Source organism: Frankia sp. Mgl5, from assembly GCF_023242985.1.
In the GTDB taxonomy this organism is placed as follows: domain Bacteria; phylum Actinomycetota; class Actinomycetes; order Frankiales; family Frankiaceae; genus Parafrankia; species Parafrankia soli.
In genome coordinates this window covers 72,373-98,469 of the sequence record NZ_JALKFY010000008.1, presented here as the reverse complement: position 1 = coordinate 98,469, position 26,097 = coordinate 72,373, and the positions used below count along the sequence as shown (strand labels likewise).

At 71.7% G+C, this 26,097-nt stretch carries 23 protein-coding genes, 1 pseudogene and 2 riboswitches; of the genes and pseudogenes, 14 read left to right on the top strand and 10 right to left on the bottom strand.

Features of this window, described 5'->3' with window-relative positions:
- Positions 1 to 54 precede the first annotated feature (54 nt).
- From MXD62_RS39645 to MXD62_RS06215, 4 genes are all read left to right on the top strand, one after another.
- Positions 55 to 711: a response regulator transcription factor gene (locus MXD62_RS39645; RefSeq protein ID WP_248828471.1), complete on the top strand. Its 657-nt coding sequence runs from the start codon at positions 55 to 57 to the stop codon at positions 709 to 711.
- A gap of 135 nt (positions 712 to 846) precedes the next feature.
- Positions 847 to 1,080: a hypothetical protein gene (locus MXD62_RS06225; protein ID WP_041254064.1), complete on the top strand. Its 234-nt coding sequence runs from the start codon at positions 847 to 849 to the stop codon at positions 1,078 to 1,080.
- Complete coding sequence (locus MXD62_RS06220; RefSeq protein ID WP_248828470.1) at positions 1,077 to 1,733, top strand: DUF5134 domain-containing protein; 657 nt, start codon at positions 1,077 to 1,079, stop codon at positions 1,731 to 1,733. Before MXD62_RS06225 ends, MXD62_RS06220 begins: the two co-directional genes overlap by 4 nt.
- Before the next feature lie 130 nt (positions 1,734 to 1,863).
- Positions 1,864 to 2,466, top strand: coding sequence for an LppP/LprE family lipoprotein (locus tag MXD62_RS06215; RefSeq protein WP_248828469.1), 603 nt, complete (start codon positions 1,864 to 1,866; stop codon positions 2,464 to 2,466).
- Between the two features lie 116 nt (positions 2,467 to 2,582).
- On the opposite strand, the gene mce is transcribed toward MXD62_RS06215, so the two are convergent.
- From mce to MXD62_RS06200, 3 genes are all read right to left on the bottom strand, one after another.
- Entirely contained in the window at positions 2,583 to 3,008 is a 426-nt protein-coding gene (gene mce, locus MXD62_RS06210) for a methylmalonyl-CoA epimerase (RefSeq protein ID WP_020460102.1), read from the bottom strand.
- 244 nt (positions 3,009 to 3,252) lie between these two features.
- Positions 3,253 to 4,032 carry a peptidoglycan-binding protein gene (locus tag MXD62_RS06205; RefSeq protein ID WP_248828468.1) on the bottom strand — a complete coding sequence of 260 codons (780 nt, stop codon included), beginning with the start codon at positions 4,030 to 4,032 and terminating at the stop codon, positions 3,253 to 3,255.
- 275 nt (positions 4,033 to 4,307) lie between these two features.
- A riboswitch (cyclic di-AMP (ydaO/yuaA leader) is annotated at positions 4,308 to 4,521 on the bottom strand.
- Positions 4,522 to 5,084: 563 nt separating this feature from the next.
- Positions 5,085 to 6,011: an NAD-dependent epimerase/dehydratase family protein gene (locus MXD62_RS06200; RefSeq protein ID WP_248828467.1), complete on the bottom strand. Its 927-nt coding sequence runs from the start codon at positions 6,009 to 6,011 to the stop codon at positions 5,085 to 5,087.
- A 138-nt stretch (positions 6,012 to 6,149) separates the two neighbouring features.
- Between MXD62_RS06200 and MXD62_RS40085 the strand changes: the two are divergent.
- Positions 6,150 to 7,120, top strand: a pseudogene (locus MXD62_RS40085) (AraC family transcriptional regulator).
- A gap of 9 nt (positions 7,121 to 7,129) precedes the next feature.
- Here the strand turns inward: MXD62_RS40085 and MXD62_RS06185 are convergent.
- From MXD62_RS06185 to glyA, 3 genes are all read right to left on the bottom strand, one after another.
- The gene (locus MXD62_RS06185) at positions 7,130 to 8,098 is read right to left on the bottom strand and encodes an ABC transporter substrate-binding protein (protein WP_248828465.1); all 969 of its coding nucleotides are present in this window, start codon (positions 8,096 to 8,098) and stop codon (positions 7,130 to 7,132) included.
- A gap of 19 nt (positions 8,099 to 8,117) precedes the next feature.
- Positions 8,118 to 8,573, bottom strand: coding sequence for a DUF1003 domain-containing protein (locus tag MXD62_RS06180; protein ID WP_368862323.1), 456 nt, complete (start codon positions 8,571 to 8,573; stop codon positions 8,118 to 8,120).
- 218 nt (positions 8,574 to 8,791) lie between these two features.
- Positions 8,792 to 10,054 (bottom strand): serine hydroxymethyltransferase, encoded by a 1,263-nt coding sequence (glyA, locus tag MXD62_RS06175; RefSeq protein ID WP_248828464.1) that lies wholly within the window; start codon positions 10,052 to 10,054, stop codon positions 8,792 to 8,794.
- A 30-nt stretch (positions 10,055 to 10,084) separates the two neighbouring features.
- A riboswitch (ZMP/ZTP riboswitch) is annotated at positions 10,085 to 10,173 on the bottom strand.
- A gap of 825 nt (positions 10,174 to 10,998) precedes the next feature.
- Between glyA and MXD62_RS06170 the strand changes: the two genes are divergently transcribed.
- From MXD62_RS06170 to MXD62_RS06140, 7 genes are read left to right on the top strand one after another with little or no spacing between them, the layout of a single operon-like run.
- Positions 10,999 to 12,561, top strand: coding sequence for an ABC transporter substrate-binding protein (locus MXD62_RS06170; RefSeq protein WP_248828463.1), 1,563 nt, complete (start codon positions 10,999 to 11,001; stop codon positions 12,559 to 12,561).
- 28 nt (positions 12,562 to 12,589) lie between these two features.
- Complete coding sequence (locus MXD62_RS06165; RefSeq protein WP_248828462.1) at positions 12,590 to 13,630, top strand: ABC transporter permease; 1,041 nt, start codon at positions 12,590 to 12,592, stop codon at positions 13,628 to 13,630.
- Positions 13,627 to 14,598 (top strand): ABC transporter permease, encoded by a 972-nt coding sequence (locus MXD62_RS06160; protein WP_248828461.1) that lies wholly within the window; start codon positions 13,627 to 13,629, stop codon positions 14,596 to 14,598. Before MXD62_RS06165 ends, MXD62_RS06160 begins: the two co-directional genes overlap by 4 nt.
- Positions 14,591 to 15,619, top strand: coding sequence for an ABC transporter ATP-binding protein (locus MXD62_RS06155; RefSeq protein ID WP_248828460.1), 1,029 nt, complete (start codon positions 14,591 to 14,593; stop codon positions 15,617 to 15,619). Before MXD62_RS06160 ends, MXD62_RS06155 begins: the two co-directional genes overlap by 8 nt.
- On the top strand, positions 15,616 to 16,857 hold the full coding sequence (locus MXD62_RS06150) for an ABC transporter ATP-binding protein (RefSeq protein ID WP_248828459.1): 1,242 nt from the start codon (positions 15,616 to 15,618) through the stop codon (positions 16,855 to 16,857). Before MXD62_RS06155 ends, MXD62_RS06150 begins: the two co-directional genes overlap by 4 nt.
- A complete protein-coding gene (locus tag MXD62_RS06145; RefSeq protein ID WP_248828458.1) occupies positions 16,854 to 17,933 on the top strand; it encodes an LLM class flavin-dependent oxidoreductase in 1,080 nt (359 codons plus the stop codon). Before MXD62_RS06150 ends, MXD62_RS06145 begins: the two co-directional genes overlap by 4 nt.
- A 20-nt stretch (positions 17,934 to 17,953) precedes the next feature.
- Positions 17,954 to 20,335 (top strand): molybdopterin guanine dinucleotide-containing S/N-oxide reductase, encoded by a 2,382-nt coding sequence (locus MXD62_RS06140; RefSeq protein WP_248828457.1) that lies wholly within the window; start codon positions 17,954 to 17,956, stop codon positions 20,333 to 20,335.
- A 5-nt stretch (positions 20,336 to 20,340) separates the two neighbouring features.
- On the opposite strand, the gene MXD62_RS06135 is transcribed toward MXD62_RS06140, so the two are convergent.
- The 4 genes from MXD62_RS06135 to MXD62_RS06120 are packed head-to-tail and all read right to left on the bottom strand — an operon-like array spanning position 20,341 to position 23,600.
- A complete protein-coding gene (locus MXD62_RS06135) occupies positions 20,341 to 21,249 on the bottom strand; it encodes a class II aldolase/adducin family protein (protein ID WP_248828456.1) in 909 nt (302 codons plus the stop codon).
- A gap of 18 nt (positions 21,250 to 21,267) precedes the next feature.
- Complete coding sequence (locus MXD62_RS06130; protein WP_248828455.1) at positions 21,268 to 22,632, bottom strand: acyl-CoA dehydrogenase family protein; 1,365 nt, start codon at positions 22,630 to 22,632, stop codon at positions 21,268 to 21,270.
- Positions 22,633 to 22,647: 15 nt separating this feature from the next.
- Positions 22,648 to 23,328, bottom strand: a complete 681-nt coding sequence (locus MXD62_RS06125; RefSeq protein ID WP_248828454.1) for a peroxiredoxin-like family protein — start codon at positions 23,326 to 23,328, stop codon at positions 22,648 to 22,650.
- 32 nt (positions 23,329 to 23,360) lie between these two features.
- Complete coding sequence (locus MXD62_RS06120; protein WP_248828453.1) at positions 23,361 to 23,600, bottom strand: hypothetical protein; 240 nt, start codon at positions 23,598 to 23,600, stop codon at positions 23,361 to 23,363.
- Positions 23,601 to 24,424: 824 nt separating this feature from the next.
- Here MXD62_RS06120 and MXD62_RS06115 point away from each other — a divergent pair.
- Both MXD62_RS06115 and MXD62_RS06110 read left to right on the top strand, forming a co-directional pair.
- Positions 24,425 to 25,201 carry an SDR family NAD(P)-dependent oxidoreductase gene (locus MXD62_RS06115; RefSeq protein WP_248828452.1) on the top strand — a complete coding sequence of 259 codons (777 nt, stop codon included), beginning with the start codon at positions 24,425 to 24,427 and terminating at the stop codon, positions 25,199 to 25,201.
- Positions 25,202 to 25,229: 28 nt separating this feature from the next.
- Positions 25,230 to 26,096, top strand: coding sequence for a TauD/TfdA family dioxygenase (locus MXD62_RS06110; RefSeq protein WP_248828451.1), 867 nt, complete (start codon positions 25,230 to 25,232; stop codon positions 26,094 to 26,096).
- Position 26,097: the final 1 nt, after the last annotated feature.

Sequence of the window (26,097 nt, the reverse complement as noted above, 5' to 3'; positions counted from 1 at the left end):
CCGGGTTATCCCGGTGCGTGACCGGGCCGTCCGGGGGACGTGAGAAGATCCGGTGTGCGTGTTGCGATCGCCGAGGACAGTGGGCTCATCCGGGAGGCGCTCGGCGTTCTGCTCGCGACCATCGGGATGGAGGTCACCGCCTCCGTGCCGACCGGGACGGAGCTGCTCGCCGCCGTGCGCGACGCCCCGCCCGACGTCGCGATCGTGGACATGCGGATGCCCCCGACCAGGACCAACGAGGGGCTGCTGACGGCCCGCGCGCTGCGGCGGGCGCACCCGGGGATGGGCGTCCTGGTGGTCACCGCGCACGACGACGACCCGTTCGCCGCGGACCTGTTCGCCGGTGGCGCCGCCGGCATCGGGTACATGCGCAAGGACAACATCACCAACCGGCAGGCGTTGAAGGACGCTCTCGAACGGCTCCGCGAGGGGCAGCCGGTCATCGACTCGCACCTCGCCGCGCGGCTGCTCGCCGGCTACCCGCAGTCGCAGCGCCTGAGCGGGCTGTCGGAGCGCGAGCGCCGCATCCTCGAGCTGATGGCCCAGGGCCTGTCGAACAGCGGGATCGCCCAGCGGGTGCACCTGAGCCCGAAGACGGTCGAATCCCACATCGCGAGCATCTTCACCAAGCTGGGGCTGCGGCCGGAGCCAACCGAGAACCGCCGGGTGCTCGCCGTCCTGGCCTGGGCGGACGCCGCCCGCCACGGCTGAGCCCGCCCGCCACGGCTGAGGCCGCCGCCAGCCTGCCGCCGGTCACCCGCCGGCGCCTCGGTGGGCGGATTCGGTCGGCTCTGCGGGCCCGACCGCTTACACTCAGATGATCTTATCGTCGTCGTGCGAGGTGCCATGAGCGGGTCGGACGCCCTGAATCGCGTCATCACGTTCTGTGGGAAGTGCAGCTGCGGCTGCCCGGAGCTCTACATCGACCACCACGCCGCGGCCGACCGCCGGGTCGTCCTCACCGACGACTTCGGCCAGCGGATCCAGATGAGCATCGAACAGCTGGAAGTCATCGTCGACGAGGCCCGGGCGGGTCGCATCAGCTCGCTGGTGGCCGCCGAGCTCGCCGCTGGGGGGTGACCCACCGCCACCCGGTGGCCGCGGACCTGGTTCCGCTGGCCGGTCCGCTGGCCGTAGCCGCCGGCGTGGCCTCAATCATCGTCGCAATGATCCACTTGTGGCGGATGCGCGCCCTGTTCCGCCGCCCGGTGGCGGCGGACGGGCCGCGTACGCACGCGTCCGCCGCGGACGGCTGGATCGAGGGCGGGCATGTGCTGGTCGCGGCCGGGATGGCGGTCATGTTCACCGGCCCCGCCCGGCTCGTCGGCTCCTGGCCGTTCCTCGCGCTGTACCTGGCGTTGACGGCGGCGCTGCTCGTCGGGCTCGTCACCCATCCCCGGTGCAGTGCGCCGGGCATGTGGTCCTGCTGTGCGCTGCTCGTCGTGGAGGCGGCGGCGATGGCGTGCATGTCCGGGGCGGCCTGCGTCGCCGGCTGGCCGCTGCGCACCGACGGGGCGATCGGCGCCTGGTGTGTCGTCATCTTCGGCGGGGCGTGCCTGGCGGCGCTGGCCGGCCCGTCGGCGCGCCGGTTCGCCGCGCCGCCGCCGGCGCGCCCGCCCGTCCGTGAGCTGGCCGCCCGGCTGATCCGGACCTTTCCGGAACCGGTCGTCCCGCGCGGATCTCGACTGATCATGTCGGGTGGAATGATCCTGATGCTTCTCGCCCGTACCTGATCGCCCGCTCCCGTACCCGTCGGGTGACCTGCTCCGAAACCGCGCATTCCACTCCCTGAGCGGGCGGCGAGCCCGAAGTGCGCCTACGGTCGGCCGGTCGGCAGATACGAGGCCCAAGGGGGCGGTCGCCATGCGTCGAGTCGTGTTCATCTCCGTACTGGCCGCCGCGGTCATCTTGAGCGGGGCGGCGTCTGCGATGTCCGCCGCGCCGACCGCGGTGCAGTCACCCCCGGCCGCCACACCGGGCGCCGCGCGCAGCCCGGGTGCTGTGGCCGGTTCGGGTGCTGTGGCCAGCTCAGGTGCCGTGGCCAGCCCGTCAGGCCCGGGCGGCTCGGCCGTCGTGGCCGGTTCGTTGAGCCTGGCGGAGGCGTCGGGCCTTGTCCGCGGCCGTGGTTACACACCGATCACCACGGACGGCTACGAGCCCACCCACGATCTCAGCGTGATCGTCGGTCGGCTGTCCACCTCGGTGGACGGCCATCCGCAGCAGGCCTTCTTCTTCCACCGCGGCCGGTTCGTCGGGACGGACGCCGTCGCGAGCGCGAGCGTGCGGTGGGTGTGGTCGACCAGCGAGGTGGTGGCGCTGCAGTACGACCTGTACCGCCCGGCGGACCCGATGTGCTGCCCGAGCGCGGGCGCGGCGAGCGTGCGGTTCCGCTGGAACGGCACGTCGGTCGTGCCGCTCGACCCGATCCCGACCAGCAAGTGGACCGCCGCCGAGAGCCGCCGCTGACCAGCGACGCAGTGCCGGTGAGACCGCCGGCCGGTGGGACCGCCGGCCGGTGGGACCGCCGCCGCGGCCGGGCCCGGGTCAGCCCCGGGGCCCGGCCGCGGTGGTCCCGCCGGAGGTCAGTGGCCCTCGGCCGCCTCGACCAGCTCGGTGAGCACCCCACCGAGGCCCTTCGGGTGCATGAACGCGATCCGGCTTCCGGATGTCCCGTGCACCGGCGTCTTGTTGACCAGGTCGAACCCGGTGACGGTGAGCGCCGCCAGCGCCGCGTCGATGTCCGCCACGCCGTAGGCGATGTGGTGGATGCCGGGGCCCTTCTTCGCCAGGAACTTCCCGACCGGGGTGTCCGGGCGCACCGGCTCGAGTAGCTGGACGTAGGAGCCGCCCGTGTCGCCGTGGTGCACCAGCAGCATCGCCTCGCGCACGCCCTGCGCCTCGTTCGTCTCCTGATGCGCGACCTTCAGGCCGAACGCCGCCTCGTAACGAGGGATGGCCTCCTCCAGCGAGGCCACGGCGATCCCGACATGGTCGATCCTGGTCAGCACAAAAATCGCTCCTGCCTCGTGGACGGGCGGCCCTGGTCGCGTCCTGCCTGGCGGGCCCAAACTCCGAGCCTGCCCGGATCCGGCCCGGCGGTCCACTGAAGCGGCAGGTCGGCCGTGTCGGGCGCGCCACCCTCGCCCGGCCACGGGCTTGGCCGCGCCGCCCGGTCGCCGCCCGGTCGCCGCCCGGCACCGGCGTGCCCGGGCCGCGACGTGGACGGCTCGACGGCCGCGCGCCGCCCCTGGATCAGGCGAACAGCTTGTCGTGGGTGAGCGGGCCCACGACGCCGTCCGGGACGAGGCCGTTCTTCTTCTGGAAGTCGACGACCATGTGGTTGGTCTGCGGACCGAACCGGCCGTCGATGGTGATCGGGTAGCCGATGTCGGTGAGCCGCTTCTGCACCAGCGCCACGTCCCAGCGGACGCCTTCGACCCCGAGCCGCATGTAGCCCGAGCTGGCGGGCGCCGGTGCCGTCGCGGCCGTCGCGGCCGTCGCGGCCGGTGTGGCGGCCGAGACCGTCCGGGTGCCGGCGCCGCCGCCCACCGCGGCCGCCGCCGCGGCGCCGCGGGACAGGTACTTCACGTGCATGCCGTTCTTGTAGGCGCTCCAGGCACCGATGCCCTGGCTGGCGCACACCTGCCGCGCGGCCCAGGCGTTGACGTTCGGGTCGTAGAGGTTGCGGCTACCGACCCAGCTCGAGTGCGCGCGCATGTTGATCTGCCAGAGGCCGCGGGAGTCCTCACCGACCGTCGCGTGGGCCGTTGTGTTGCCGCCCGACTCGGCCAGCGCCACCGCGACCCAGGTGCTCAGTGGAATCCCGCGGCAGGACGGCAGGCCCGCGTTCTGTGCCGCCTGCGCGATGGTGACGTCGGAGACGGTGGCCGCGCTCGCCGGGCCCGCGGTGAACATCAGTCCCGCCGACGCGCCGATGACGCTCGCCGCGGTGACCACGGCGGCACGGCCTCGCCCGGGTCCCCGTCCGGAGGTGTTCGGACGGCTGGACCTGCGGTGCTTTCCATGCGACATCTAAGAATCTCGTTTCTGCTATGAAGAACAGAGCTTCTGAATGTCCGGATGGGAAATTGATCCGTACACGGATCAAAAAGTTACGGCAACGATTCGCCCGGCGAGGGAAGCATGGCTCAGTGCGCCGGCGTTCTGTCGGCGTAAAAGTATTCCGGACCTGGTGGGTCTAGATTTCCTGCGTCAACCCCGGGATGCGGGCACTGTGCGGCCGCGGCGGCTGCCCGAGGGACGGGTGAAAGGCCCGCCTGGGTGATCCAGACATGCGTGCGTACACGACGATCCTTCCCGTACGCCTGCGAGGTTAGCTGTCGGGTTCGGGCCGGGAAGCCCGGTCGGCCTTTACCGCATCTGCGGCGAGGACGACTTCACCCCGAGGACGGCCGCCCGTGCGCGGGTGGCCGTCCGGAGGAACGTGGTTCCCCCGCTTCTGCCCTGCTGATCGCTAGGAGGGGACGACGGGCCTAGGGCAGAACTCGGCGTACGGCCCGTCGCTTGCTGCGAGCCAGGACACCGTAACGAACTACTAAGGGTAGTCGCAAGTACCAATTTTATTGGTCGGACGGCGCATCCTGGTCACGGTATGCACACAGGATCGAGATCGAGACACTCCGAGTAGTAACCGGCGACGCTCCGGCCCGGATTGGGTCACCCAGCGCATGTCGCGGAAGGCGTCCGTTCGCCGGAGCTCATGTCGGCGTCTGGCGGCTGGCAGCTAGCTGTAGAGCGTGATCACCTGATCGGGGCGACCGTCGACTGATCCGAGCCCCTCAGCCCCCAGTCCCACCTCCCAGACGATGTGTGGCGGGTGAGTGAGTCCATGGACTCACTCACCCGCCACGTTGAACCGGAGTTGAGGTTTGGGTTGCGGCTGAGGGGCGCGGGACGCCTCGGAGCGCGGGCTTGGGGGGATAGCCGAGGGCTAGTGCTGCAACGGCACTTGTGATGCCCGTGGTAGATGATCTTGGTTGTGGTGGTGGAGTCGTGGGCGGCCGAGCTGGATGATCTCTGCGGGCGGATCGGAGGCCGGTTCGGTCGGGCGCGGCCGTGGCTCGCTAGGCGGATCTTGTCATGGCCTGGGCGGTTTCGATCAGGACGTCGTCGAGGGGGGTCGGCTTGAGATCGAAGGTCCGTGCGGTCAGCGTGGCATCCAGGACGGCGGGCCGCTGGTAGAGGTACTGCATCTCCGGAACCTCCGCCATGATCGGATCGGAGCTGGCCAGGTTGTGCAGGTCGAGCGGTGACATGTTGACCAGGTGGGGGACGGGCGAACCGGTCAGATCCGCGAACCGCACCGCTATCTCGCGCACCGAGCCGTCGGAGACCGGGGGCACGTGCCAGGCCCGCCCCCACGCCTGGTCGTCTCTGCTGACGGCGACGAGGATGCGGGCCACGTCGCCCGGGTACCCCCAGCTGTGCGCCGCGTCCAGGTCCGCGGGGACGTGGACTGCTTCGCCGGCCAGCACGGAGGGCGCGACCATCAGGTTGAACATCGACACCGCTCCGGGGCCGATGAAGTCGCCGGGTCGCACCTCGGCGAAACGGATCCGCCCCTGTTCGTGGGCGGTGATGGCGTCCTGCCACATCTGTGCCCGGACCCGGCCTTTGATGGTGGTCGGCGACAGGGGGAGGTCCTCGGTCATCGCCCCGGAGACGGGGCCGTACCCGTACACGTTGCTGAGATTGAGGTAGCGCGCGCCGCTGCGTTCGGCTGCGGTCAGCAGCGCGGCGGCCAGCGCCGGAGTCTCGGTCGGCAGCCTGTCGTAGGCCGGCGATGCGCAGTTGAAGAGCGTGGCGGCGCCCTGGGCCAGGCTGGTCAGAAGGGCGGCGTCGCTGGCGTCCGCGGTGATCCGTTCGACGAGCGGGTGCTCCGGCCCGCCGCCGCGCCGGCTGAGTATGCGCACCCGGTCACCGGACTCGGCGAGCAGCTGTGCGGTGGCTGTTCCGGAGTGGCTGGTTCCGACGACAACGTGCAGTGACATCGAGATCCAATCATGCGGCGCGGGCTGCCCGCGGTCGGTGATGATCTCGACCGTACGTCCTCTGTTGAAGACGGTGAATGACTCACTGTCTGATATTCATGTCCCATCGTCTTCATTCGTTCCAGGTATGGTGCTGACATGGATCTGCTCAGCGACCTGCTCGGTGCCATACGCACCGGGCAGCCGTACGCGGGGCGGACAACGTGCAGGGCCCCCTGGGGAGTGCGCTTCCCGGTCGGGGACACAGCGGGGTGTCACGTTGTCCTGCAGGGTTCGTGCTGGCTCATGCCCCAGCACGGCGCCCCCGTGGCGCTCGGCGTCGGCGATGTGGTGTTCACTCCGCACGGGGACGCGCACGCACTGGTCGACCAGCCCGGCAGGCCCACGGTCGACTTCCACCCCAGTCCCGGCGACGAGTCGGCGATCAGCGAGATGACCATCCCCGGCACGGGCGCCACCACGGAGATGCTCTGCGCCTCCTACAGCTTCGACCAGACGCCCGCACCCGCTGCTCCACGGCCTGCCCCCGGTCGTGCACCTGCCCGCCCGGGTCGGGCAGCACCCCGATCTTCGGGCCGCCGTCGACCTCCTGGGCAACGAGCTGCGACGGCCCCGCGCCGGTACGAAGGCCATCGTGCCCGCGCTCATCGACATGCTGCTGCTCTACGTCCTGCGCGCCTGGCTCGAAGAGCAGTCCGGGCACGCCCTGACCGGCTGGGTCATGGCGCTGAATGACCCAGCCGTCTCGACGGCGCTGCACCACATCCATCGCCATCCGGGGCGCCCGTGGAGCGTCGAGGACCTGGCCAGGGAGGCCGGGCTGTCACGCGCGGCCTTCGCCAGGCGGTTCGCGACCATCGTCGGTCAGCCCCCGCTGGCGTACCTGACCTGGTGGCGGATGACGACCGCTGCGCGGCTGCTGCGCGAGTCCAGGGCCCCGCTGAGCGCGGTCGCCGAACTGTGGCTACCGCTCGGAATTCGCGTTCGCCAAGGCGTTCAAACGTGAGTTCGGCGCCGCGCCGGGCGGGTACCGGCGCCAGGCACAGCCGCCTTCGGGAGAAAACCCCGTCCCGCCGGGACGACAGGACGGCAGGGGAGTAAGGGGCTGAACGACCGGCTCAGTTGCCTGTGCCGTCGGAGCAGATGCGTTCGTGGACGACCTGGAACGCGTTTCCGGCGGGATTGATCTTGACGAAGGCGTAGCAGTCGAGCGGCCGGCTGGCGTTGTTGCCGAGGTTTATCGGCGCGATCAGGCCGCCCGCGTCGTAGTTGGAGATCTTCCGTAGTGCGCTGATGAATCCCTCGCGGGTGGGGCAGGGACCGGCCAGTTCGAGGCCGCGAAGGAAAATGTCGGTGTAGATGTAGGCGTGCATGGCGAACTGCTGTTCGGGGACGAACGTCTCCGGCGCGAAGCGGGTCATCGCCGTGCGGTAGCGGTCGATGGCCGCGCCACCGGCCTCGAAGGGCTGGAAGTAGACGGGGAACGAGACACCGGAGAGCGCCGGGCCCAGCGTCGGCAGCAGGCTGTGGTCGTACCCGGTGAGCGCGACGCTGCTGGAGAGGTCCAGGTGCGCCGCGCGGGCGGCCTGCGCGATCGCGGCGAAGTCCGCCGAGGTGGTGAAACCAATCATGGAGTCGGCGCCGACGGCCGATATCTGCTGGATCACCCGGGCCGGGCTGTCCGTGCTGCTCGCGTAGGAGATCGCGTCGGTCGTGCCGAGCCCGATCGCCTGGAAGGCGGCCTGGTATCGCGCCATGACCTGCAAGGTGAAGGTCGACGCCCCCGTGGTCACGAAGGCGACCTTTGTGCCACCGCTGGCCTGGATGTAGCGGCCGATGGTGTCGGGCGACGCCGCGTAAAGGTAGGAGAAGAAGTTCTGGTACGTACCCCAGTCCGGCTGGGCGAAGCCCACGACGGGGACCTGCTGCGCGGCGAGGCCGTCCAACGACTCGCCGATCGCGGCGGTGACCGTCAGCAGCCCGAAGACCGAGTCCTGCTGGACGAGGCTCGTGGTGACGTTGGCATTCTGCGAGGGGGAGTTCGCGTCGTCCCGCCACTCGTAGACGATCTGACGGGGGAGCGCCACGACCCTTGCCGGACAGCCGTCACGGCGCGGGCGCGCCGGTCGTGCCCGCCGGCGGGCACGACCCGTCATCTGTGCCGCGGAAGGAGCCGTGGTGATGAGCCGTGCGCAACAGAGCTCCGCGCCGTTCGACGGCCTCCGCGTCCAGCCCGAGCGCCTTGCCGATGTGCACCGACCACACCTCGGAGCGCAGGTTCGTCTCGAAGTCGACTTCGGCCCGGATGTCCTCGCGGGCGGCCTGCCGGTTCTGGCTGATCATCACGAACGTCGAGAGGAAGATCGCTTCGAGGCTGACGATCGTCGTGAGCAGGCCGAACGGGTAGGGGTCGAAGACGGCCGCGTCCCCGAACGCCCCTTTGCTGAGCAGAATCCAGATCGTGAACCACGCGGCGTGCAGGTAGACGAAGGGCAGTGACCCGGCGAACGCCGTGATCGTGTCCGAGACCCTGTCCTGGGACGTCCGTGCCCGAGCGGCCAGGGCCCGCTCGTTGCGGACCCGAGGGCGCGGGCGTGGCCACGGGGGCTGCGCCGGATGCGGGAGACCCGCGGGCCGGGGATCTGCGGGCCGGGAATCCCCGCCGGGTGCGACTCGGCCCGGGTGCGGCGTGCGCGCCCGGGCCGAGCGGAGCGAGCCGTGGCGGCGCTGGGCCGGCCGGCTGGCTGGTGGTGCTGTGGGGTCTGGTGGTGCCGGGTCGGTCAGACCCAGCCGGGCATCGGGTAGGCCGACATCAGGTCCCTGACCTCGCCCGCGATCCGCTCGATGGTCGCCTCGTCCGCGTCGCCGGCGGCCTTGACGGCCTCGTCGATCCAGGCGGCGAGGGTGGGCATCTGCTCCGGACGCAGCCCGCGGGTCGTGATCGCGGCGGTTCCCAGGCGCACCCCGGACGGGTCGAACGGCTTGCGCGGGTCGAACGGCACCGTGTTGTAGTTGAGCTCGATCCCGGCCCGGTCGAGTGCCTTCGCCGCCGGCTTCCCGGCGACTCCGCGACTCGTCAGGTCAATGAGAATGAGATGGTTGTCGGTGCCGCCGGTGATGAGGTCGAAACCGCGCCCGGAAAGCGCCTCGGCGAGCGCCTTCGCATTCGCGACGACCCGGTGCGCGTACTCCCGGAAATCTGGTGTCGCGGCCTCCCGCAGGGCGACCGCGACGGCGGCGGTGGTGTGGTTGTGCGGGCCGCCCTGAAGGCCTGGGAAAACGGCCTTGTCGAGTGCCGTCGCGTGCGCGCCGTCCGACATGATCATGGCGCCGCGCGGGCCGCGCAGCGTCTTGTGCGTGGTCGTCGTGATGACCGGAGCGTGCCCGACCGGCGATGGGTGGGCGCCGCCGGCGATCAGCCCGGCGATGTGGGAGATGTCCGCGACGAGCACGGCGTCGATCTCGCGGGCGATCGCCGCGAACCCGGGAAAGTCGATGGTGCGGGGGATCGCCGTCCCACCGCAGAAGATCACCTTCGGGCGGTGTTCGAGGGCGAGGTCGCGGACCTCGTCCAGGTCGACCCGCCCGGTGTCCTGGCGGACCCCGTACCGGACCCCGCGGAACCAGCGGCCGGTCGCCGACACCGTCCAGCCGTGGGTCAGGTGGCCACCGGAAGGCAGGCCCATGCCCATCACCGGGTCGCCGGGCTGCAGGAACGCCAGGTAGACCGCGAGGTTGGCGGGGGAGCCGGAGTACGGCTGGACGTTCGCGTGCTCGACGCCGAACAGCGACTTCGCCCGGTCGATCGCCAGTGTCTCGATCGGGTCGATGACCTGCTGGCCCTCGTAGTAGCGCTTGCCGGGGTAGCCCTCGGAGTACTTGTTCGTCAGCACCGAGCCGGACGCCTCCAGCACCGCGGTGGAGACGTAGTTCTCGGACGCGATCAGGCGGATCGTCTCGTACTGGCGCCGGGCCTCGGCCTCGACGAGGCCGCCGATCTCCGGATCGGCGGCGGACAGGTGGGTCATCGCGGGCTCATGCATGTGGACCTCCACGCGGACAGGCGTCTACGTCGGAGGCACCCAGGCGCACGGCGCCGCCAGCAGCTTTGTCGCTTCCCGGTGGTTGCTTCCACCCGAGCGCGCCAGTCACGACCCTTCGCCGTCATCGTAGTGGCTCGGTCCCGTTCCCCGCGGACGGGTGATCAGCTCCGGGACGCGCCGGTCGAGAGGGGCCTCCAGCGGGTCGAGATGTCACCCGCCGCCGGCTACGGCTGTCGGCCGCCTTCATCACGCTGTCGCTCGCTGGCCGATTTCAGGACCGACGGGCTGGGTCGGTAGTCCCTTCGTCAACCGCGACGGCCCGGCAACAGTGATGTGCATCACGACCGGTCGGCCGAACCGGTTACGGATGGCATCCGGGTTGGCGGTCGGAGTAACCGTGATCGGTCTGTCGCTGGGCGGGTAATCCCCGAAAGGCCTGCTATGTCGAAGAAAAATCTTAGATTCGGACATATCCGACAGATTGGGTGCGGGCCGCCTTGTGGAGGCCGTCGTGCCTGGTCAGCTGTTGACGCAGTCGTGGCCAGTCGGGCATTGTTCACCCATGCGGTCGAGATTTCTCCCCGTGGCGTGTCGCTACGTGGACTACCGGCGGACATCCAGCGCTCTCTGTCGCTGACTTGCCGCGTCCGTACCGACCGTTTGCGGCGGAAGGGTCCCAGTCGGGGACACCGCCCGCAGCCTGACCGCACCATGTGATCGCGCCTGCCCCTGCCGTCTTTCCGTGGTCCAGAGCCGCCGGCTGCGTTTCTCCCCCTAGTTTTCCCACGCCCACTCTCGTCTCCATGTCTACCGAAGACATATCCCGGGTGGAGCCCCGAGCTCAGGACGTCGGTGACCGCTGATCGCGGTCTGCCCGCGTGCCGCGACGGGCCACGCCTGCTGTTCCGCGCGCCCACTTTTTTGCGAAAGGACGACCGTCCCCCGTGAACGCACCTCTCCGAGCCGATTCGACGCTGATGGGCCGCCGTGGCTTCCTCGGTCTCGGCGTACTCGCTGGCTCCTCCCTGCTGCTCGCCGCCTGCGGCGATGGTGACAGCGGTTCGGTCTCGTCCGCCGGCAAGGAGGGCGGGACGTTGCGTTGGGGCTGGTCGACCGTCACCTCCTGGGACCCGGTGACCTCGTCCGCGGGCTGGGACGTGCACGCTCTCTCACTGACCTACGCGGCCCTCACCAAGCTGGACGAGAAGGGCAACCCGGTACCGGCGCTGGCCGAGTCGTGGAAGTACAACGCGGACGGGACCCAGGTGGCCTTCACCCTGCGGGCCGGCCTGACGTTCAGCGATGGCACGCCGCTGAACGCGACCGCGGTCAAGAAGAGTCTCGAGCGCGGCAAGAACTTCCCGGGATCGCTCGTCGCCGCGCAGCTCGCCACGGTGAAGTCGGTGGCCGCGGACGACGACGCCCGGACCGTCACCATCGGGCTGGCCGCCACCGACTACCAGATCCCGAGCCTGCTCGCCGGCAAGACCGGCATGATCGTCAGTCCGACGGCCTTCGAGAAGGACGCGAAGGGGCTGGCCACCAAGCCGGTCGGGGCCGGGCCGTTCCGGCTCACGGAGTACGTGCCGAACCAGTCGGCGAAGCTCGTGCGGTTCCCCGAGTACTGGGACAAGGCGAACATCCACGTCGACGCCTTCGAGCTGTACCCGGCGCCGGAGGCGGCGACGGCGGTCCCGGCGCTGCAGTCCGGGCGGCTCGACGTCGCCCAGATCCCGGGCAGCCAGGTCGAGGCGGCGAAGGCCGCCGGCCTCGAGGTGCAGATCATCCCCTCGCTGGTGACGACGGTGCTCGACGTGAACATCACGATGAAGCCGTTCGACAACCCGAAGGTCGTCCAGGCGTTCAAGCACGCCCTCGACCGCAAGGCGCTCGCCGACACCCAGACCTTCGGGCTCGGCGTGGTCAACTACCAGCCGTTCCCGCCGGGGTACGTCGGCCACGAACCGAGCCTGGAGAACGCGTTCCCGTACGACCCGGAGAAGGCGAAGAAGCTGCTCGCCGAGGCCGGTTTCCCGGACGGCGTGGAGGTGCCGCTGACCACCACGGGCGTCAGCTCCGCTCTCGCCGAGCAGGTGCAGGCCCAGCTCGCCAAGGTCGGCGTGAAGATCACCATCGAGACGATCCCGGCGGCGCAGGCCACCCAGATCATGTACATCCAGCACTCCAGGGCGCTGGCCACGGACGGCTTCGCCGGGCGTGACTCGGCTGTGCAGGCGTTCCAGGTGCTGTTCGGCGAGCAGGGCCTGATGAACCCGGGCCGCAAGACGCCCCCCGAACTGACCGCGGCGCTGCAGAAGGTGCGGGAGACGCCGTTGGACGACCCGTCGTATCCGACGGTGCTCCGGGCCGCCACGAAGGTCGCGGTCGAGAAGATGCCGAACATCTTCCTCTTCACCACGCCGCGGATTCTCGCCCGCAAGAAGAACGTCTCGGAGCTGGGCAGCTACCTGGCGGTGCAGCGCTTCGAGGGCGTCCGGGTCGGGTAATGCCAGCCACCGACGGTGAGGGCTCCAGATGACGACACTCGAGATCAGCCCGGCGGTCGAGCCGGCCGGCGCGGCGGCTGACGCCCCGGCCGGCCGGCGGGCCGGTTGGGGCAGGGCGTTCGTGCGGCCGCTGCGCAGTGCGCTGTCGGTCGGCATCCCGGTGGTGCTGCTCTCCACCTTCATCACCTACGCGATGGGGGCCCTCACCGACACCAACCCGGCGGCCCAGGTGCTCGGCGAGACCGCGACACCGGCGGACATCGACCGGATGAACCACTACTTCGGGCTCGACCGGCCGCTGTTCGTCCAGTACTTCAGCTGGCTCGGCCACGCCCTCACCGGCGACCTCGGACGGTCCTACTTCACCACGCTCCCGGTCACCGACAGCATCACCCAGGCGCTGCCGGTGAACGTGTCGATCGCCGTCCTCTCCGTGCTGCTCGCCGTCCTGGTCGGCGGCGGGCTCGGCATCGGGGCGGCGCTCTCGTCCGGCGGCTGGTTCGACCGGGCGGTCACCATGCTGTGCTCGGCCGTGGCCACCGTGCCGCCGTTCGTCATCGGCATCGGGCTGATCGTGCTGTTCTCGGTGACGGTCCCGATCCTCCCCTCCGGCGGCTACGTGCCGTTCACCGAGGACCCGGGCCAGTGGCTGCGGTTCGCCATCCTGCCGTCGATCGCGCTCTCGGTGGAGGCCGCCGCCGGCCTCGCCCGCCAGCTGCGCACCTCCCTCGTCGGGGAGCTGCGGGCGAACTACATCACCGGGGCGGACGTCCGCGGCCTGACGAGGCGACGGGTCGTCTTCGGGCACGCCCTGCGCAACGCCGCCGGGCCGGCGCTCACCCTGCTGGGCTACTACATTCCGCAGGTCATCGGGGCCATGGTCGTCGCGGAGGCGGTCTTCAACCTGCCGGGCCTGGGCAAGCTCGGGCTCGACGCGGCGAGCAAGGGCGACATCCCGGTGATCCAGGGTGTGCTGGTCACCATGATCGGGCTCGTCGTGGTCTGCAACCTCCTGGTCAACGCCGCACTGCTGCGCCTGACACCGCACGCGAAGAGGCAGGAACAATGACGCGGAAGGCAGCGGGCCCGTTGCGGCGGGCCGCTCGGCTGCGGTCCACGAAGATCGCCCTGGTGATCCTCGGTGTGGTCGCCGTACTCGGGTTCGCGGGCGGGGCGCTGGCTCCGTCCGACCCGCTCGCCCAGGACACCTCCAACCTGCTGGCCGGCCCGAGCGGTGCGCACTGGCTCGGCACCGACTACCTCGGCCGGGATGTGCTCAGCCGGCTGATGGACGCCACCGGCCGATCGGTGGTCGGCGCCGTGGAGGCGGTCGCCGTGGCGTTCCTGCTCGGCGTGCCGACGGGGCTGGGCTCGGTCGTCTTCGGCCGGGTCTTCGAATGGGTGACGCAGCGGTTGGTGGACGCGGTGATGACCCTGCCCTACATCATCTTCGCGATCGCCGTGACCGGGATCATCGGCAACGGCCGCGACCAGGCGATGCTCGCCATCGGGGTGCTGCTGGCACCGCTGTTCTTCCGGGTCACCCGCGCGGCGGCGCTCGGCTTCACCCGGGCCCAGTACGTCGAGGTCGCCGAGCTGCTCGGCGCGTCCCGCGGCTGGATCATCCGGACCCACATCTGGTCGAAGGTCCTCCCGACGGTCGCGGTCACCACCGCGCAGCTGTCCGCGGCCGCGCTGCTGGCCGTGTCCTCGCTGTCGTTCCTCGGCATCGGGGTGAAGCCGCCGGCCCCGACCTGGGGCGGGATGCTCTCCAGCGACCTGGGCTTCCTGGCCCAGCAGCCGTGGGCGCCGGCGATCCCGGCGCTGGCCATCATGCTGACCGCCGGCTCGCTGAACGCCATCGCCGACGCGATCCGCGACACCACGGGAATCGCGGTGGATCCGATCGGTCGCGGCGCGCCCCGTCCGGAGGCCGTGCCGGCCGTCCCGGGGGCTGCGGCTGTTCCGGGAGCTTCGGTCGTCCCGGGCGCGCCGGGTGCGGCCATCCCCGAGCAGGAGGAGAGGATCCATGCCTGAGCCGGGAACCGGCCGGGGGGACCAGCTGCTGACGGTCGACGGCGTTCGGGTCGCCATCGGGGGTGGGCGGACCGAGGCCGTCCACGGGGTGTCGTTCGAGGTGCGGCGCGGCGAGGCGGTCGGGATCGTCGGGGAGTCCGGCAGCGGCAAGACGCTGGTCTGCCGGTCGGTGCTCGGGGTGCTCGCGCCCGGCTGCGCGGTGACCGGCGGCACGATCGACTTCGCCGGCACCTCGCTGGTCGGGCTGCCGCGGCGCGCCTGGGAGCAGCTGCGCGGCACCCGGATCTCCGCGGTGTTCCAGGACCCCGCCTCCTACCTCAACCCGGCGCAGACGGTGGGCCACCAGCTCGCCGAGCAGCTGCGGGTGAAGGTCGGCAAGCCGCGCCGGGAGGCTCGCGGCGCCGCGGTGGCGCTGTTCGACGCGATGGGCCTGCACGAGCCCGAGCGGGTCTACCACCAGTACCCGCACGAACTGTCCGGCGGGATGCTGCAGCGGGTCGTGCTGGCCATCGCGGTGTCCGGCGAGCCGGAGCTCCTCGTCGCCGACGAGGCGACGACCGCCCTCGACGTCACCATCCAGGCCGAGGTGCTGGAACTGCTGGGCAGGCTGCGCAAGGAGCGTGGGCTGGCCGTGCTGGCCGTCTCGCACGACCTCGCCGTCATCGCCGAGCTCTGCGACCGGGTGCTGGTGTTCTACGCCGGCGAGCTCGTCGAGACCGGCCCGACCGCCGAGGTGCTCGACACGCCGCGGCACCCGTACACCGAGGCGCTGCTGCGGGTCGCCTCGGTCGGCGACTGGGACCGGCGCACCCTCGACGTCATCGACGGCGAGCCGCCGCCGGTCGGCGCCGAGATCCGCGGCTGCCGGTTCGCCGACCGGTGTGCCTTCGCCGCCCCGGAGTGCCGCACCGACCCGGTGCCGCTGACCGAACAGGCGCCCGGGCGGGCCGTCCGGTGCGTCCGTGCCGGCGAGATCGCGCTGAGCGGAGCAGGAGCTACCGGAGCAGGAGCCACCGCATGACCAACACCGATCTCGCCGACACCGATCTGGCTGACAACGGCCGCGCCATCACCGGCCGCGCTGACGATGGCCGCTCTGACAACGGCCGCGCCATCACCGGCCGCGCTGACGATGGCCGCTCTGACGACGGCGTCGCCGGCACCGGCCGCGCTGCCACCGGCCTTGCCGACACCGGCACCGTGGCGGTCCCGCAGGCCGATCTGCTGCGTGTCGAGGGCCTCGGGCTGTCCTTCCCCCGGCCGGGCGGCGGCCGCCGGGTCCGCGTGCTGGACGATGTGGACCTGAGCGTCCGCGCAGGGGAGATCGTCGGCGTGATCGGCGAGACCGGCTCCGGCAAGACGACCCTGGCGCGGGCGATCGCCGGGCTGGGCTCCCCGGACGCCGGCCGGGTCCTCCTGGACGGCCAGGACATCTCCCGGCTACGCGGCCGGGCCCGGCGGGACTTCCGGCGCAGTGGCGCACTCCAGTTCGTCTTCCAGGACCCCCTGCGCGCCCTCGACCCGGACCTCACCATCGGGGCGAGCATCGCGGAGGGACTGGTGATCACCGGTACCGGGACCAGGGCGTCCCGGGCCGAGCAGGTGACCGACGCGCTGCGCCAGGTCGGCCTCGACCCGGCAGTCGCCGACCGGCTCCCGGCGCAGATCTCCGGCGGCCAGCGGCAGCGTGCCTCGATCGCCCGCGCCGTCGTCGGACGCCCGCGGCTGCTGCTGTGCGACGAGCCGGTCAGCGCGCTGGACGCCTCCAACCGCAACCACATCCTGCGGCTGCTCGACAGGCTCCGCCGGCAGCTCGAGGTCGGGATCGTCCTCATCTCGCACGACCTCAGCTCGCTCGCCGGTATCGCCGACCGGGTGGTCGTGCTCTACCGGGGACGGGTGGTCGAGGACGGCCCGATCGCGGACGTGTTCAGCCGGCCGCAGCATCCCTACACCGCGTTGCTGATCGCCTCCGCGCCGAGCGTCCGCCGGCAGGATCGGCTCGACCCGGCGTCGCTGCGGTCAGCCGCCGGTGCCGACTCCGACTCCGACGCCGACGGGGCGGCGCTGCGGTCGGCGGGCGGCTGCGTGTTCGCCCACCGGTGCCGCTTCGCCACGGGCGCCTGCGCCGAGACCCCGCCGCGGCGGGCCGTCGCCGGCCGGCCGGTCGGGGAGTGGGCCGCCGCGTGCCACCACGTCGAGACCTGGCGGGACCAGGTCACCGGCTCCACCGCCATCCTGAAGGAGTCCTCAGCGTGAGCATCGAGTTCATCGGTATCGCCAGCACCTCCGCGGGCAGCGAGTCGCAGGCGTGGTCCGGCCCCGCCGTCGACCCGGACTACCTGGAGCGCCTGGTGCGCACGCACGAGGACGCCGGGTTCGACCGGGTGCTCGTCGCGCACACCTCCGCCATGCCCGACGGCTTCGTGATCACCGACCAGATCCTGTCCCGGACGACGACGTTGAAGGTGCTGCTGGCGCACCGGCCCGGCTTCACCGCCCCGACGATCGCGGCCCGCCAGTTCGCGACGCTGGACGCCTTCCACCCGGGCCGGGTGGCGCTGCACGTCATCACCGGCGGCGACGACGCGGACCAGGCCCGCGACGGGGACCTCACCGACAAGGTGACCCGCTACCGGCGCACCGACGAGTTCCTGGACGTGCTGCGCCGCGAGTGGGAGTCGGCCGAGCCGTTCGACTACGACGGTGACTTCTACACGGTTCGCGGTGCCCGCTCGTCGGTCCTCCCCGACGGCCGCATCCCCATCTACTTCGGCGGCGCGTCCGCGGACGCCGTCCGGGTCGGTGGCAAGCACGCCGACGTGTACGCGTTCTGGGGCGAGCCGATCGCCGGGATCGTCGAGCGGATCCGCGAGGTGCGGGCCGCCGCCGAGCCGTACGGCCGCAGCCCCCGGTTCAGCGTCAGCCTTCGCCCCATCGCCGCGGAGACCGAACAGGCCGCCTGGCAGCGTGCCGCGGACATCCTGGAGGTCACCCAGCAGCAGGTCGGCGAGCTGAAGAAGGTGTTCAACCTCGACGGGTCGGCCCAGGTCGGCAGCCAGCGGCTGCTGCGCTACGCGGACCAGGCGGAGGTGCACGACAAGCGGCTGTGGACCGCGCTCGCCAAGGCCACCGGCGCGGTCGGCAACTCCACCGCGCTGGTCGGCAGCTACGAGCAGGTCGCCGAGTCGCTCGTCGACTATGTCAACGTCGGGGTGTCCACGCTGCTCATCCGCGGCTTCGCGCCGCTGGAGGACGCCCGGGACTACGGCACCCTGATCCGCCTCGTCCGCGAGCAGACCGCCGACCGCGAGGCCGTCGGCGCCTCCGCCTGACGACGGGCCCGGCCCGCGTCGTGACCGGCCTGCGGCCGACGACCTCGCACTGGGGCGCCTACGGCGTCCGGGTCGGCCCGGACGGTGGGATCACGGTGGTCCCGCATCCGGACGATCCGGCCCCGTCGCCGCTGCTCGGCAACGTACCGGGCGGGCTGCGCCATCCGACCCGGGTGGCGCGGCCCGCGGTCCGCCGCGGCTGGCTGGAACACGGCCCGGGGCCGGCCGGCACGCGCGGGCGGGAGGAGTTCGTCGAGCTCGACTGGGACGAGGCGCTGGACCTCGTCGCCGCCGAGCTGGACCGGGTCCGCCGCGAGCACGGCAACCAGGCGATCTTCGGCGGCTCGTACGGCTGGGCGAGCGCCGGGCGCTTCCACCACGCGCAGAGCCAGCTCCACCGGTTCCTCAACACCATCGGCGGCTTCACCTCGTCCCGGAACTCCTACAGCCTGGGCACGTCGCTGGTGCTGCTGCCCCACCTCGTCGGCAGCGCGGACGAGGTGCTGCGGGCCGCCTCGTCCTGGCCGACGATCGTCGAGAACACCGAGCTGATCGTCGCCTTCGGCGGCATCCCGGCGAAGAACGTGTTCGTGACGCCCGGTGGCGTCACCCGGCACGGCACGCCCGGGTACCTCGCCGCACTCGCGGCCCGCCGCGTCGAGATGGCACTGGTCAGCCCGCTGCGGGACGACCTTCCTGCCGGCGTCGACACCCGCTGGTATCCGATCGTGCCGGCCACCGACGCCGCGCTGATGCTCGGGCTCGCCCACACCCTCGTCACCGAGGGCCGTCATGACCGGGCGTTCCTCGACCGCTACACGGTCGGCTTCGGCGAGGTCGAGAACTACCTGCTCGGCCGAGCCGACGGGGTCGTCCGGGACGCCGCCTGGGCGGCGTCGATCTGCGGCATCCCGGCCGCGGACATCGTCGGGCTCGCCCGCCGGATGGCGGACCGCCGGACCCTGATCACCGTGACCTGGTCGCTGCAGCGCATCGAGCACGGCGAACAGCCGGTCTGGGCGGCGCTCACGCTGGCCGCGATGCTCGGCCAGATCGGCCTGCCCGGCGGCGGCTTCGGTCACGGCTACGGCTCCATGGGCGACGTCGGCGACCCCGGCCCGACCGGGCGCATCCCCTACCTGCCGCAGGGCCGCAACCCGGTCACCACCTTCATCCCGGTCGCCCGCATCGCCGACATGCTGCTGCATCCCGGCGCGCAGTACGACTACGACGGCGACCGCTACACCTACCCCGACATCCGCCTCGTCCACTGGGCGGGCGGAAACCCCTTCCACCACCACCAGGACCTGTTCCGGCTGCGCCGCGCCTTCGCCAGACCCGACACGATCATCGTGCACGAGCCCCACTGGACGGCCACCGCCCGGCACGCCGACGTCGTGCTGCCCGTCACCACCACCCTGGAACGCGAGGACATCGGCGGCGGCCGCCGCGACACCCATCTGCACGCCATGCACCGGGCGGTGGCACCGGTCGGCGCGGCCCGCGACGACTACGACATCCTCGCGGGCCTGGCCGGCCGCCTCGGCGTCGCCGACGCCTTCACCGACGGCCGCGACGCCCGCGGCTGGATCGAACATCTCTACACGGCCTGGCGCACGGACCTGGTCGGGCGCGGAACGGACGTGCCCGCCTTCGAGGAGTTCTGGGCCGCCGGCGAGTACCGGCTGCCCGGCGGGCCCGGCCACCACACCCTGTTCGAACGGTTCCGCGCCGACCCGGACGCGCACCCGCTCGCCACCCCCAGCGGCCGGATCGAGCTCTTCTCCGCGACCGTGGCGTCCTTCGGCTACCCGGACTGCCCCGGCCATCCGGTCTGGCTGGAACCGACCGAGTGGACCGGCGCGCCACGAGCCGCCGCCTACCCGCTGCACCTCATCGCCAACCAGCCGGGCACCCGGCTGCACAGCCAGCTCGACGGCGGCGCGGTCAGCCAGGCTGCCAAGATCGCCGGCCGGGAGGCGGTGCGCCTGCACCCCGCCGACGCCGCCGCCCGCGGCATCGCCGCCGGTGACGTCGTCCGGGTGTTCAACGACCGCGGCGGCTGCCTGGCCGGCGCCGTGCTGACCGACGAGCTGCGCCCCGGGGTCGTCCAGCTGCCCACCGGGGCCTGGTTCGACCCGCTCGACGACGACCCGGCGGATGAGCCCGGAGAAGGGTCCCCGCCAGGAGCGGGACTGTGCGTGCACGGGAACCCGAACGTGCTCACCGCCGACGTGCCGACCTCCCGGTTGTCCCAGGGCTGCGTCGGTCAGCACGCCCTCGTCGAGGTCGAACGCTGGACGGGTGAGCCACCGCGGCTCACCGTCGACGCGCCGCCCCGGCTGGTCCCCCGACCGGGCCGGGGCGGCACCCTTCCAGCGAGCTGGTCGAGGTCGGGCTAGTCAGGCTAGTCGAGCAGGTCGGGCTGTTCCTCGACGATGATCTCGTAGAGGGCCTCGAAGGACCAGCGGGCGCCCTCGTCACCTCGTGCCTGGCTGGCGGTGGCGCTGGCGATCTCGTGGTCCAGGAGCCGCAGCGTCCCGGCCGCCGCCGCGACGAGCTGGGTCCGCGCCGCCCGCTCCGCGGCGATGTACCAGTACGCCGCCGCCTCGACGCTGGTGCCGACGGTGAGCAGGCCGTGGTTGCGCAGGATCGCCAGCTTGTGCGGGCCGAGCGCGGCGGCGATCTTCCGGCCCTCCTCCTCGTCCAGCACGACCCCGTTGTACTCGTCGAAGATCACCTGATCCTCGTAGAACGCGAGGGAGTCCTGGGAGATCGGATGCAGCGGCTCGCCGATCGCGGCGAGCGCCCGTCCGTACAGGGCGTGGGTGTGCGCGGCGCCGACGACGTCCGGTCGGGCGGCGTGGATCTGCGAATGGATGGTGAACGCCGCCCTGTTCAGCGGCGGCTTACCCTCGACGATCTCCCCTTTGTCGTCGACCAGCAGCAGGTTGGAGACCTTGATCCTGCCGAAGTCGAGACCGAGCCGGTTCACCCAGAAATGGTCGGTCAGCTCGGGGTCGCGGGCGCTGATGTGGCCGGCCAGTCCCTCGGCGATGCCGAGCTTGGCGAAGAGCCGGTAGGCGGCAGCGAGTTTCCGCTTGCGGTGCAGCCGCTCCTCCTCGACCGTCCTCACCGGCACCGGGCGAGGCCACTGCCCGCCCTCGGCCGGCGCGACCAGCCCGGCCCACGGGCTCTTCCGCTCGCCGTCAGGCGTTTCGGAGGCCACGTCCGGCGCCGGCGTTGCCGTTCCGGGCGGCGTTGCCGTTTCCTGCGGGGTCGCCGTTGCCGGCGCGTCGTGGGTGGAAAGCGTCATGTCTGGGCTTGTCCTTCCTCATCGAGGACCGGCGGCGGGTAGACCGAGAGCCGTCCGGCCGGCCGTCGCGTACACGACGTCGTCCTGGGGGGTGTGGATGCGGCTGCACAGCACGTCGCGGTAGTGGCGCTCCAGCGGATTGGCCCGGGTCAGCCCCGGGTTGCCGATCAGCGCCACGGCGTCTCCGACCGCCTTGACGGCGGCCGCCGTCACCGCTGTCTTCACCCCGTTGGCCTGCGCCGGGACGTCCGGGTCGGCGGCGTCGGATCGCTGCGCGATCGCCAGGACGAGGCTGCGGGCGTTGGCCAGCGCCACCTCGATCTCACCGACCGCGCTCTGGAACCGGGGCAGGCTCGACAGCGGCGCGCCCAGATTCGTCGGGGTGCGTTCGTGCAGGTAGCCGACCAGCCAGTCGCGTGCGGCCTCGGCGACCCCCAGATAGATGGAGGCGATGGCCAGCGCGTTCCAGGCGGCCGCGGCCGGGGCGAACGGCAGGGGCGTGTCCCCGGCCGGCAGCCCGACGGCCGCGTCGGCGCCCACCCGCACCCGGTCGAACACCACGTCATGGCTCTCGGTGGCACGCATGCCCAGGTGGTCCCAGGTCCGCACGATCGTGATGCCGGGCGTGCGGGCCGGGACCAGGAACGAGCCGACCCGCGGGCCCCCGGAGGGCGGCGGCTGCGGGTCGGTGGCGGGGTCGGTGGCCGCCCACACCTGCATCCAGCGCAGCACCGGCGCGCCCGTCGCGTAGGTCTTGTGGCCGGTGATCTCCCAGCCGTCACCGGTCCAGCGGGCGGTGGTGGCCGGCACCCCGCCGCGGGCGGGTGTGCCGAGGTCCGGTTCGACCCGTAGCGCGTTGATCAGCGCGCCCTCGTCCAGGCAGCTCGCGACCACCTGCTCGTACGTCCCCGCCGGCCAGGTGGGGGAGTCGCCGACATGCGCGTGGAACAGCAGGTTCATCGCGAGGACGAGGGCGGTGGCCGGCTCGCCCCGGGCCACCGCGCCCAGCACCTCGGTCACCGTGGTCAGCCCGGCGCCGGCCCCGCCGTAGCGGACCGGGATGGTCAGTGAGAGCAGCCCGGAGGCGTGCAGGGCCTGGATGTTCGCGGTTGGGAAGGTGCCCGTCCGGTCGTGCTCGGCGGCGGTGGCGGCGAACCGCGCGGTGAGTTCGGGCAGCAGGTCCAGGCGGGGCCTCGGCCGGGTGCCAGCACCCTCCGGGGCGGTGTCGGCGGCAGGTCTCGTCGGGCCGGCCAGGTTCGTCGGGCCCGGCCTATCTGTCGTGCCCGCCGTGCCCGCCGTGCCCGCCGTGCCCGCCGTGCCCGTCGGGCTCGTCGTGCTCGTCGAGCCGGGGTAGGTCGACGACCGCTCGGTCGGGTCGGCCATGCGGAACCTCCCGGGCTACTGACCGACGAGGGGCCGGACGGCCGCGAGAACAGCCGACGACTCGGTGCGCACCATCCAGTCGGGATGGACGTCGGCGAACCGGACAGTCCGGTCGCGGTCGATGACGACGACTGTCGGGTACGGCAGTACCCACTCCCCGGTGCCGAGAATCGCACCAAGATCCGCGCCTCTTCGCCGGGATTCGTCGCGCGCCGTCTCGTCCGGCGCGAAACCGATACCGAAGGAGTCGATCAGAACCCGGTCGGCGTCGCTGGCGACCAGAAAGTCGAAGCCGTGCCGCTCCTTGATCGCCGCCAGCCTCTCGGCGATCTGGGGGCTCACGATGACGAGGTGCGCGCCCAGCTCACGCAGGGCCGGCGCGAGGGTGAGCTGGTACCCGCGCAGGGCCGCGTTGCACGCGGGGCAGCCCTCGAACCGGAAGAAGACGAGCACCACCGGCCCGTCGGTCAGCAGGTCGTCGAGGCGGACGGTGCCGCCACCGACCTCGGCCAGGGCGAAGGGTGGCACCACGTCGCCTGGTTTGACGAAACGCGCGCGGTCCGCCTTCTCCTCGAGGGACCGCCGCAGGTCGGCGTGGGCCCGGAGCTGCTCCGGCGCCCATTCCGCGTCCCGGGTGGCCTGCAGCTCGTCGAGGAAACCCTGGACGGTCACCGGTGCCGTTCCGGTCTGGCTCATGGGGCTCTCCTTCTTCGGGGATGCCGGCGATCTCAGGCCTGTCCGGCGCTCCGGCCGGGCGATGGCGGGGACACGGCCGGCCGGGAGGCCGCCGGAGAGGGGCGCACCTCACCCGGATCAGCACCTCGAATCAGCGGAATGAGCTGCCGGCCGTGGTCGACCGCCTCTTCCCAGGGGCCGTGTCCGCGGGGAAGCAGCGTGCCGACGCCGACGTTGAGGTACTCCAACAGGTTCGAGCCACCGTCTCCGGCGTACCGAGCGGGACGTGTCATCGCCGCCGGTTCCCCTCGGCGGCGGATGGCGGGACATCAGGCCGCGTGACAGCGACCGCCGCGGGCCCGCCCGAGGCCCACGCACCGATGGCGGATCAGCATCGGGCGGACGTACATGCAGCAACTGTGCGGCAGCCTTTTCTAATTGTCAAGTTTTCCGGTGGAAATAGTGGTGAATGCCTGCCGGGGTCGCCCGCCTCGGCGTGATCGACATGTGGAGCTCCGTCGTCGAGCGCCCCTGGCGATGTGATCTACATCACCACATTTTCGCACTTGACCGCTCGACAATATTTGGTCATGTTGGGTCCGTGTTGAGGACTGCTTACCTGGTCACGCGACAGCACATCGACCTGTTGCGAGTGACCTCCGCGAGCTGTCCGGACCGTCGCGGCGGGCGCTGACCCCAGTACTCAGTACCTGGTACCCAGTACCCGGGCGGCCCGGCAGACGACGGCCACCGCGGCGGCGCCGGCCTGGGCGCAGTGGTCGGGCCGCGGCGTTCCTGCCCGCCGAGTTCGAGGGCCGCGTGTCGCGCGGCGCATATGAGCCGACCGACCAGCACCGCACCGCACCGCACAGCGCCGGCCGCTGCGTTCCCGAACGGCCAGGCGTGCTCGGAGTGCGCCTCGCCTCGACAACGGCACCGGCCGCCACCGAGCCCCCGCTGGGCAGGTGACCCCCCCGTCCACCGCGCACGAGAGCGGGCGGACGGGCCAACCCACAACAGGCGTCCGCCACCTTCGGTAATCCGGCCGGCGGCGCGTCCCGAGCTTCACCGTGCCGCCGGAGTGGCCGGGTCACCGGACGAATGACAGGGAGCACGAGTGGATCTCCGACTTTCAGGCCGGCGGGCGATCGTCACCGGCGGTAGCCGCGGTATCGGGCGGGCGATCGCCCGAGCCCTGCTCGCCGAGGGCGTGCAGGTCGTCATCGCCGCCCGTGACGCCGACGTGCTGAAATCGGCCGCGGTAGACCTGGCGACCGCGACCGGCGGGACGGTGGTGCCGGTGATCGTCGACACCGGCAGCGACTCGTCCGTCCAGGAGCTGGTCGAGACCGCCGTCGGCGAGCTCGGCGGCGTCGACATCCTGGTCAACAACGCGGCCAGGCCCGGTGGGGCCGGCGGACCCGGCGGCGCGCAGGCCCTTTCCACCGCGGACGTCGCCGCCGACTTCAACGTGAAGGTGCTCGGCTACCTGCGTACCGCGCAGGCGGTCGCGCCGCACTTCATCGCCCAGGGCTGGGGCCGGATCATCAACATCGGCGGGCTGGCGGCCCGCCAGGTCGGCCTCGCCTCCGGCTCCATCCGCAACGTCGGCGTCGCGGCCCTCACCAAGACCCTGGCCGACGAGCTCGGCGCGCACGGCGTCACGGTGAACGTGGTGCATCCCGGACTGACCCTCACCGGTGACCACGGCGGCACGGTCGTTCTCTCCGACGAGCACATTCAGGCCGCCGCCGCCCGCATCTCGATCGGGCGAGCCATCACCGCCGACGAGGTGGCCTCGGTCGTGGCCTTCCTCGCCTCCCCGCTCTCCGTCGCGATCACCGGCGAATCGATCGCCGCCGGTGGCGGCACCCAGGGCCCCATTCACTACTGACCGGCTCACCCAACCGAAGGGACACACCGTGACCACTGTCTTCGAAGCGCCCGTGCGATCGTCGTTGGCCGTCCAACCGCTGCAACCGACCATCGGAGCGGAGATCAGCGGCGTCGACCTCCGGGAGCCGCTCACGCCCGAGGTACGCGATGAGATCAAGGCGAATCTGCTGAAGTACAAGGTCGTCTTCTTCCGGGACCAGGAGCTGACCCAGGAGCAGCACGAAGCGTTCGCCCGGCAGTTCGGCCCCCTTTACACCCATCCAGGTGCGGCCAAGGCCGACTCCGGCGTCACCCCGGCCATTCACCGCATCGCCAGCGAGGACTTCAAGAAGTACGAGAAGGCCCACACGCCGCAGGCCGGCGACGACACCTGGGACCCGTACCACACCGACACGAGCTGGCGGCTCGTGCCGACCTGGGGAGCGGTGCTGCGGGCGGTCCACCTGCCCGAGGTCGGCGGCGACACCGTCTGGGTCGATGCCGCGCTTGCCTACCAGGGCCTGTCCGACGACGTGAAGGCCCGGCTCGAGGGCCACCACGTCGCCCATGACTACCGGGCCGCGCTGCACCAGTCCGGGCACGACTATCCGGTGGTCGCCCATCCGGTCGTCCGCGTGCACCGGGAAACCGGCGAGAAGATCGCCTGGGTGAACTTCACGCAGCGGCCGACCATCCTCGGGCTCGACCGTGCCGAGAGCAGGGAACTGCTGACGGCGGTCATCGACCAGTACCGCAAGCCGGCGAACCAGGTGCGGTTCTCGTGGCGACCGGGCTCGGTCGCGTTCTGGGACAACCGTGCCACCGTCCACTACGCGGTCCGCAACTATGGAACGTTCCCGCGCCTTCTGGAAAGGATCCTCATCGCCGACGAGACGCTCTACGCCGACCTGTAGG

Bases quoted from the DNA above. Each gene is read 5' to 3' on its own strand.
- MXD62_RS06225 (WP_041254064.1), top strand. From the start codon at position 847: ATGAGCGGGTCGGACGCCCTGAATCGCGTCATCACGTTCTGTGGGAAG.
- MXD62_RS06215 (WP_248828469.1), top strand. From the start codon at position 1,864: ATGCGTCGAGTCGTGTTCATCTCCGTACTGGCCGCCGCGGTCATCTTG.
- MXD62_RS06205 (WP_248828468.1), bottom strand. From the start codon at position 4,032: ATGTCGCATGGAAAGCACCGCAGGTCCAGCCGTCCGAACACCTCCGGA.
- MXD62_RS06200 (WP_248828467.1), bottom strand. From the start codon at position 6,011: ATGTCACTGCACGTTGTCGTCGGAACCAGCCACTCCGGAACAGCCACC.
- glyA (WP_248828464.1), bottom strand. From the start codon at position 10,054: ATGCATGAGCCCGCGATGACCCACCTGTCCGCCGCCGATCCGGAGATC.
- MXD62_RS06165 (WP_248828462.1), top strand. From the start codon at position 12,590: ATGACGACACTCGAGATCAGCCCGGCGGTCGAGCCGGCCGGCGCGGCG.
- MXD62_RS06160 (WP_248828461.1), top strand. From the start codon at position 13,627: ATGACGCGGAAGGCAGCGGGCCCGTTGCGGCGGGCCGCTCGGCTGCGG.
- MXD62_RS06155 (WP_248828460.1), top strand. From the start codon at position 14,591: ATGCCTGAGCCGGGAACCGGCCGGGGGGACCAGCTGCTGACGGTCGAC.
- MXD62_RS06150 (WP_248828459.1), top strand. From the start codon at position 15,616: ATGACCAACACCGATCTCGCCGACACCGATCTGGCTGACAACGGCCGC.
- MXD62_RS06135 (WP_248828456.1), bottom strand. From the start codon at position 21,249: ATGACGCTTTCCACCCACGACGCGCCGGCAACGGCGACCCCGCAGGAA.
- MXD62_RS06130 (WP_248828455.1), bottom strand. From the start codon at position 22,632: ATGGCCGACCCGACCGAGCGGTCGTCGACCTACCCCGGCTCGACGAGC.
- MXD62_RS06125 (WP_248828454.1), bottom strand. From the start codon at position 23,328: ATGAGCCAGACCGGAACGGCACCGGTGACCGTCCAGGGTTTCCTCGAC.
- MXD62_RS06120 (WP_248828453.1), bottom strand. From the start codon at position 23,600: ATGACACGTCCCGCTCGGTACGCCGGAGACGGTGGCTCGAACCTGTTG.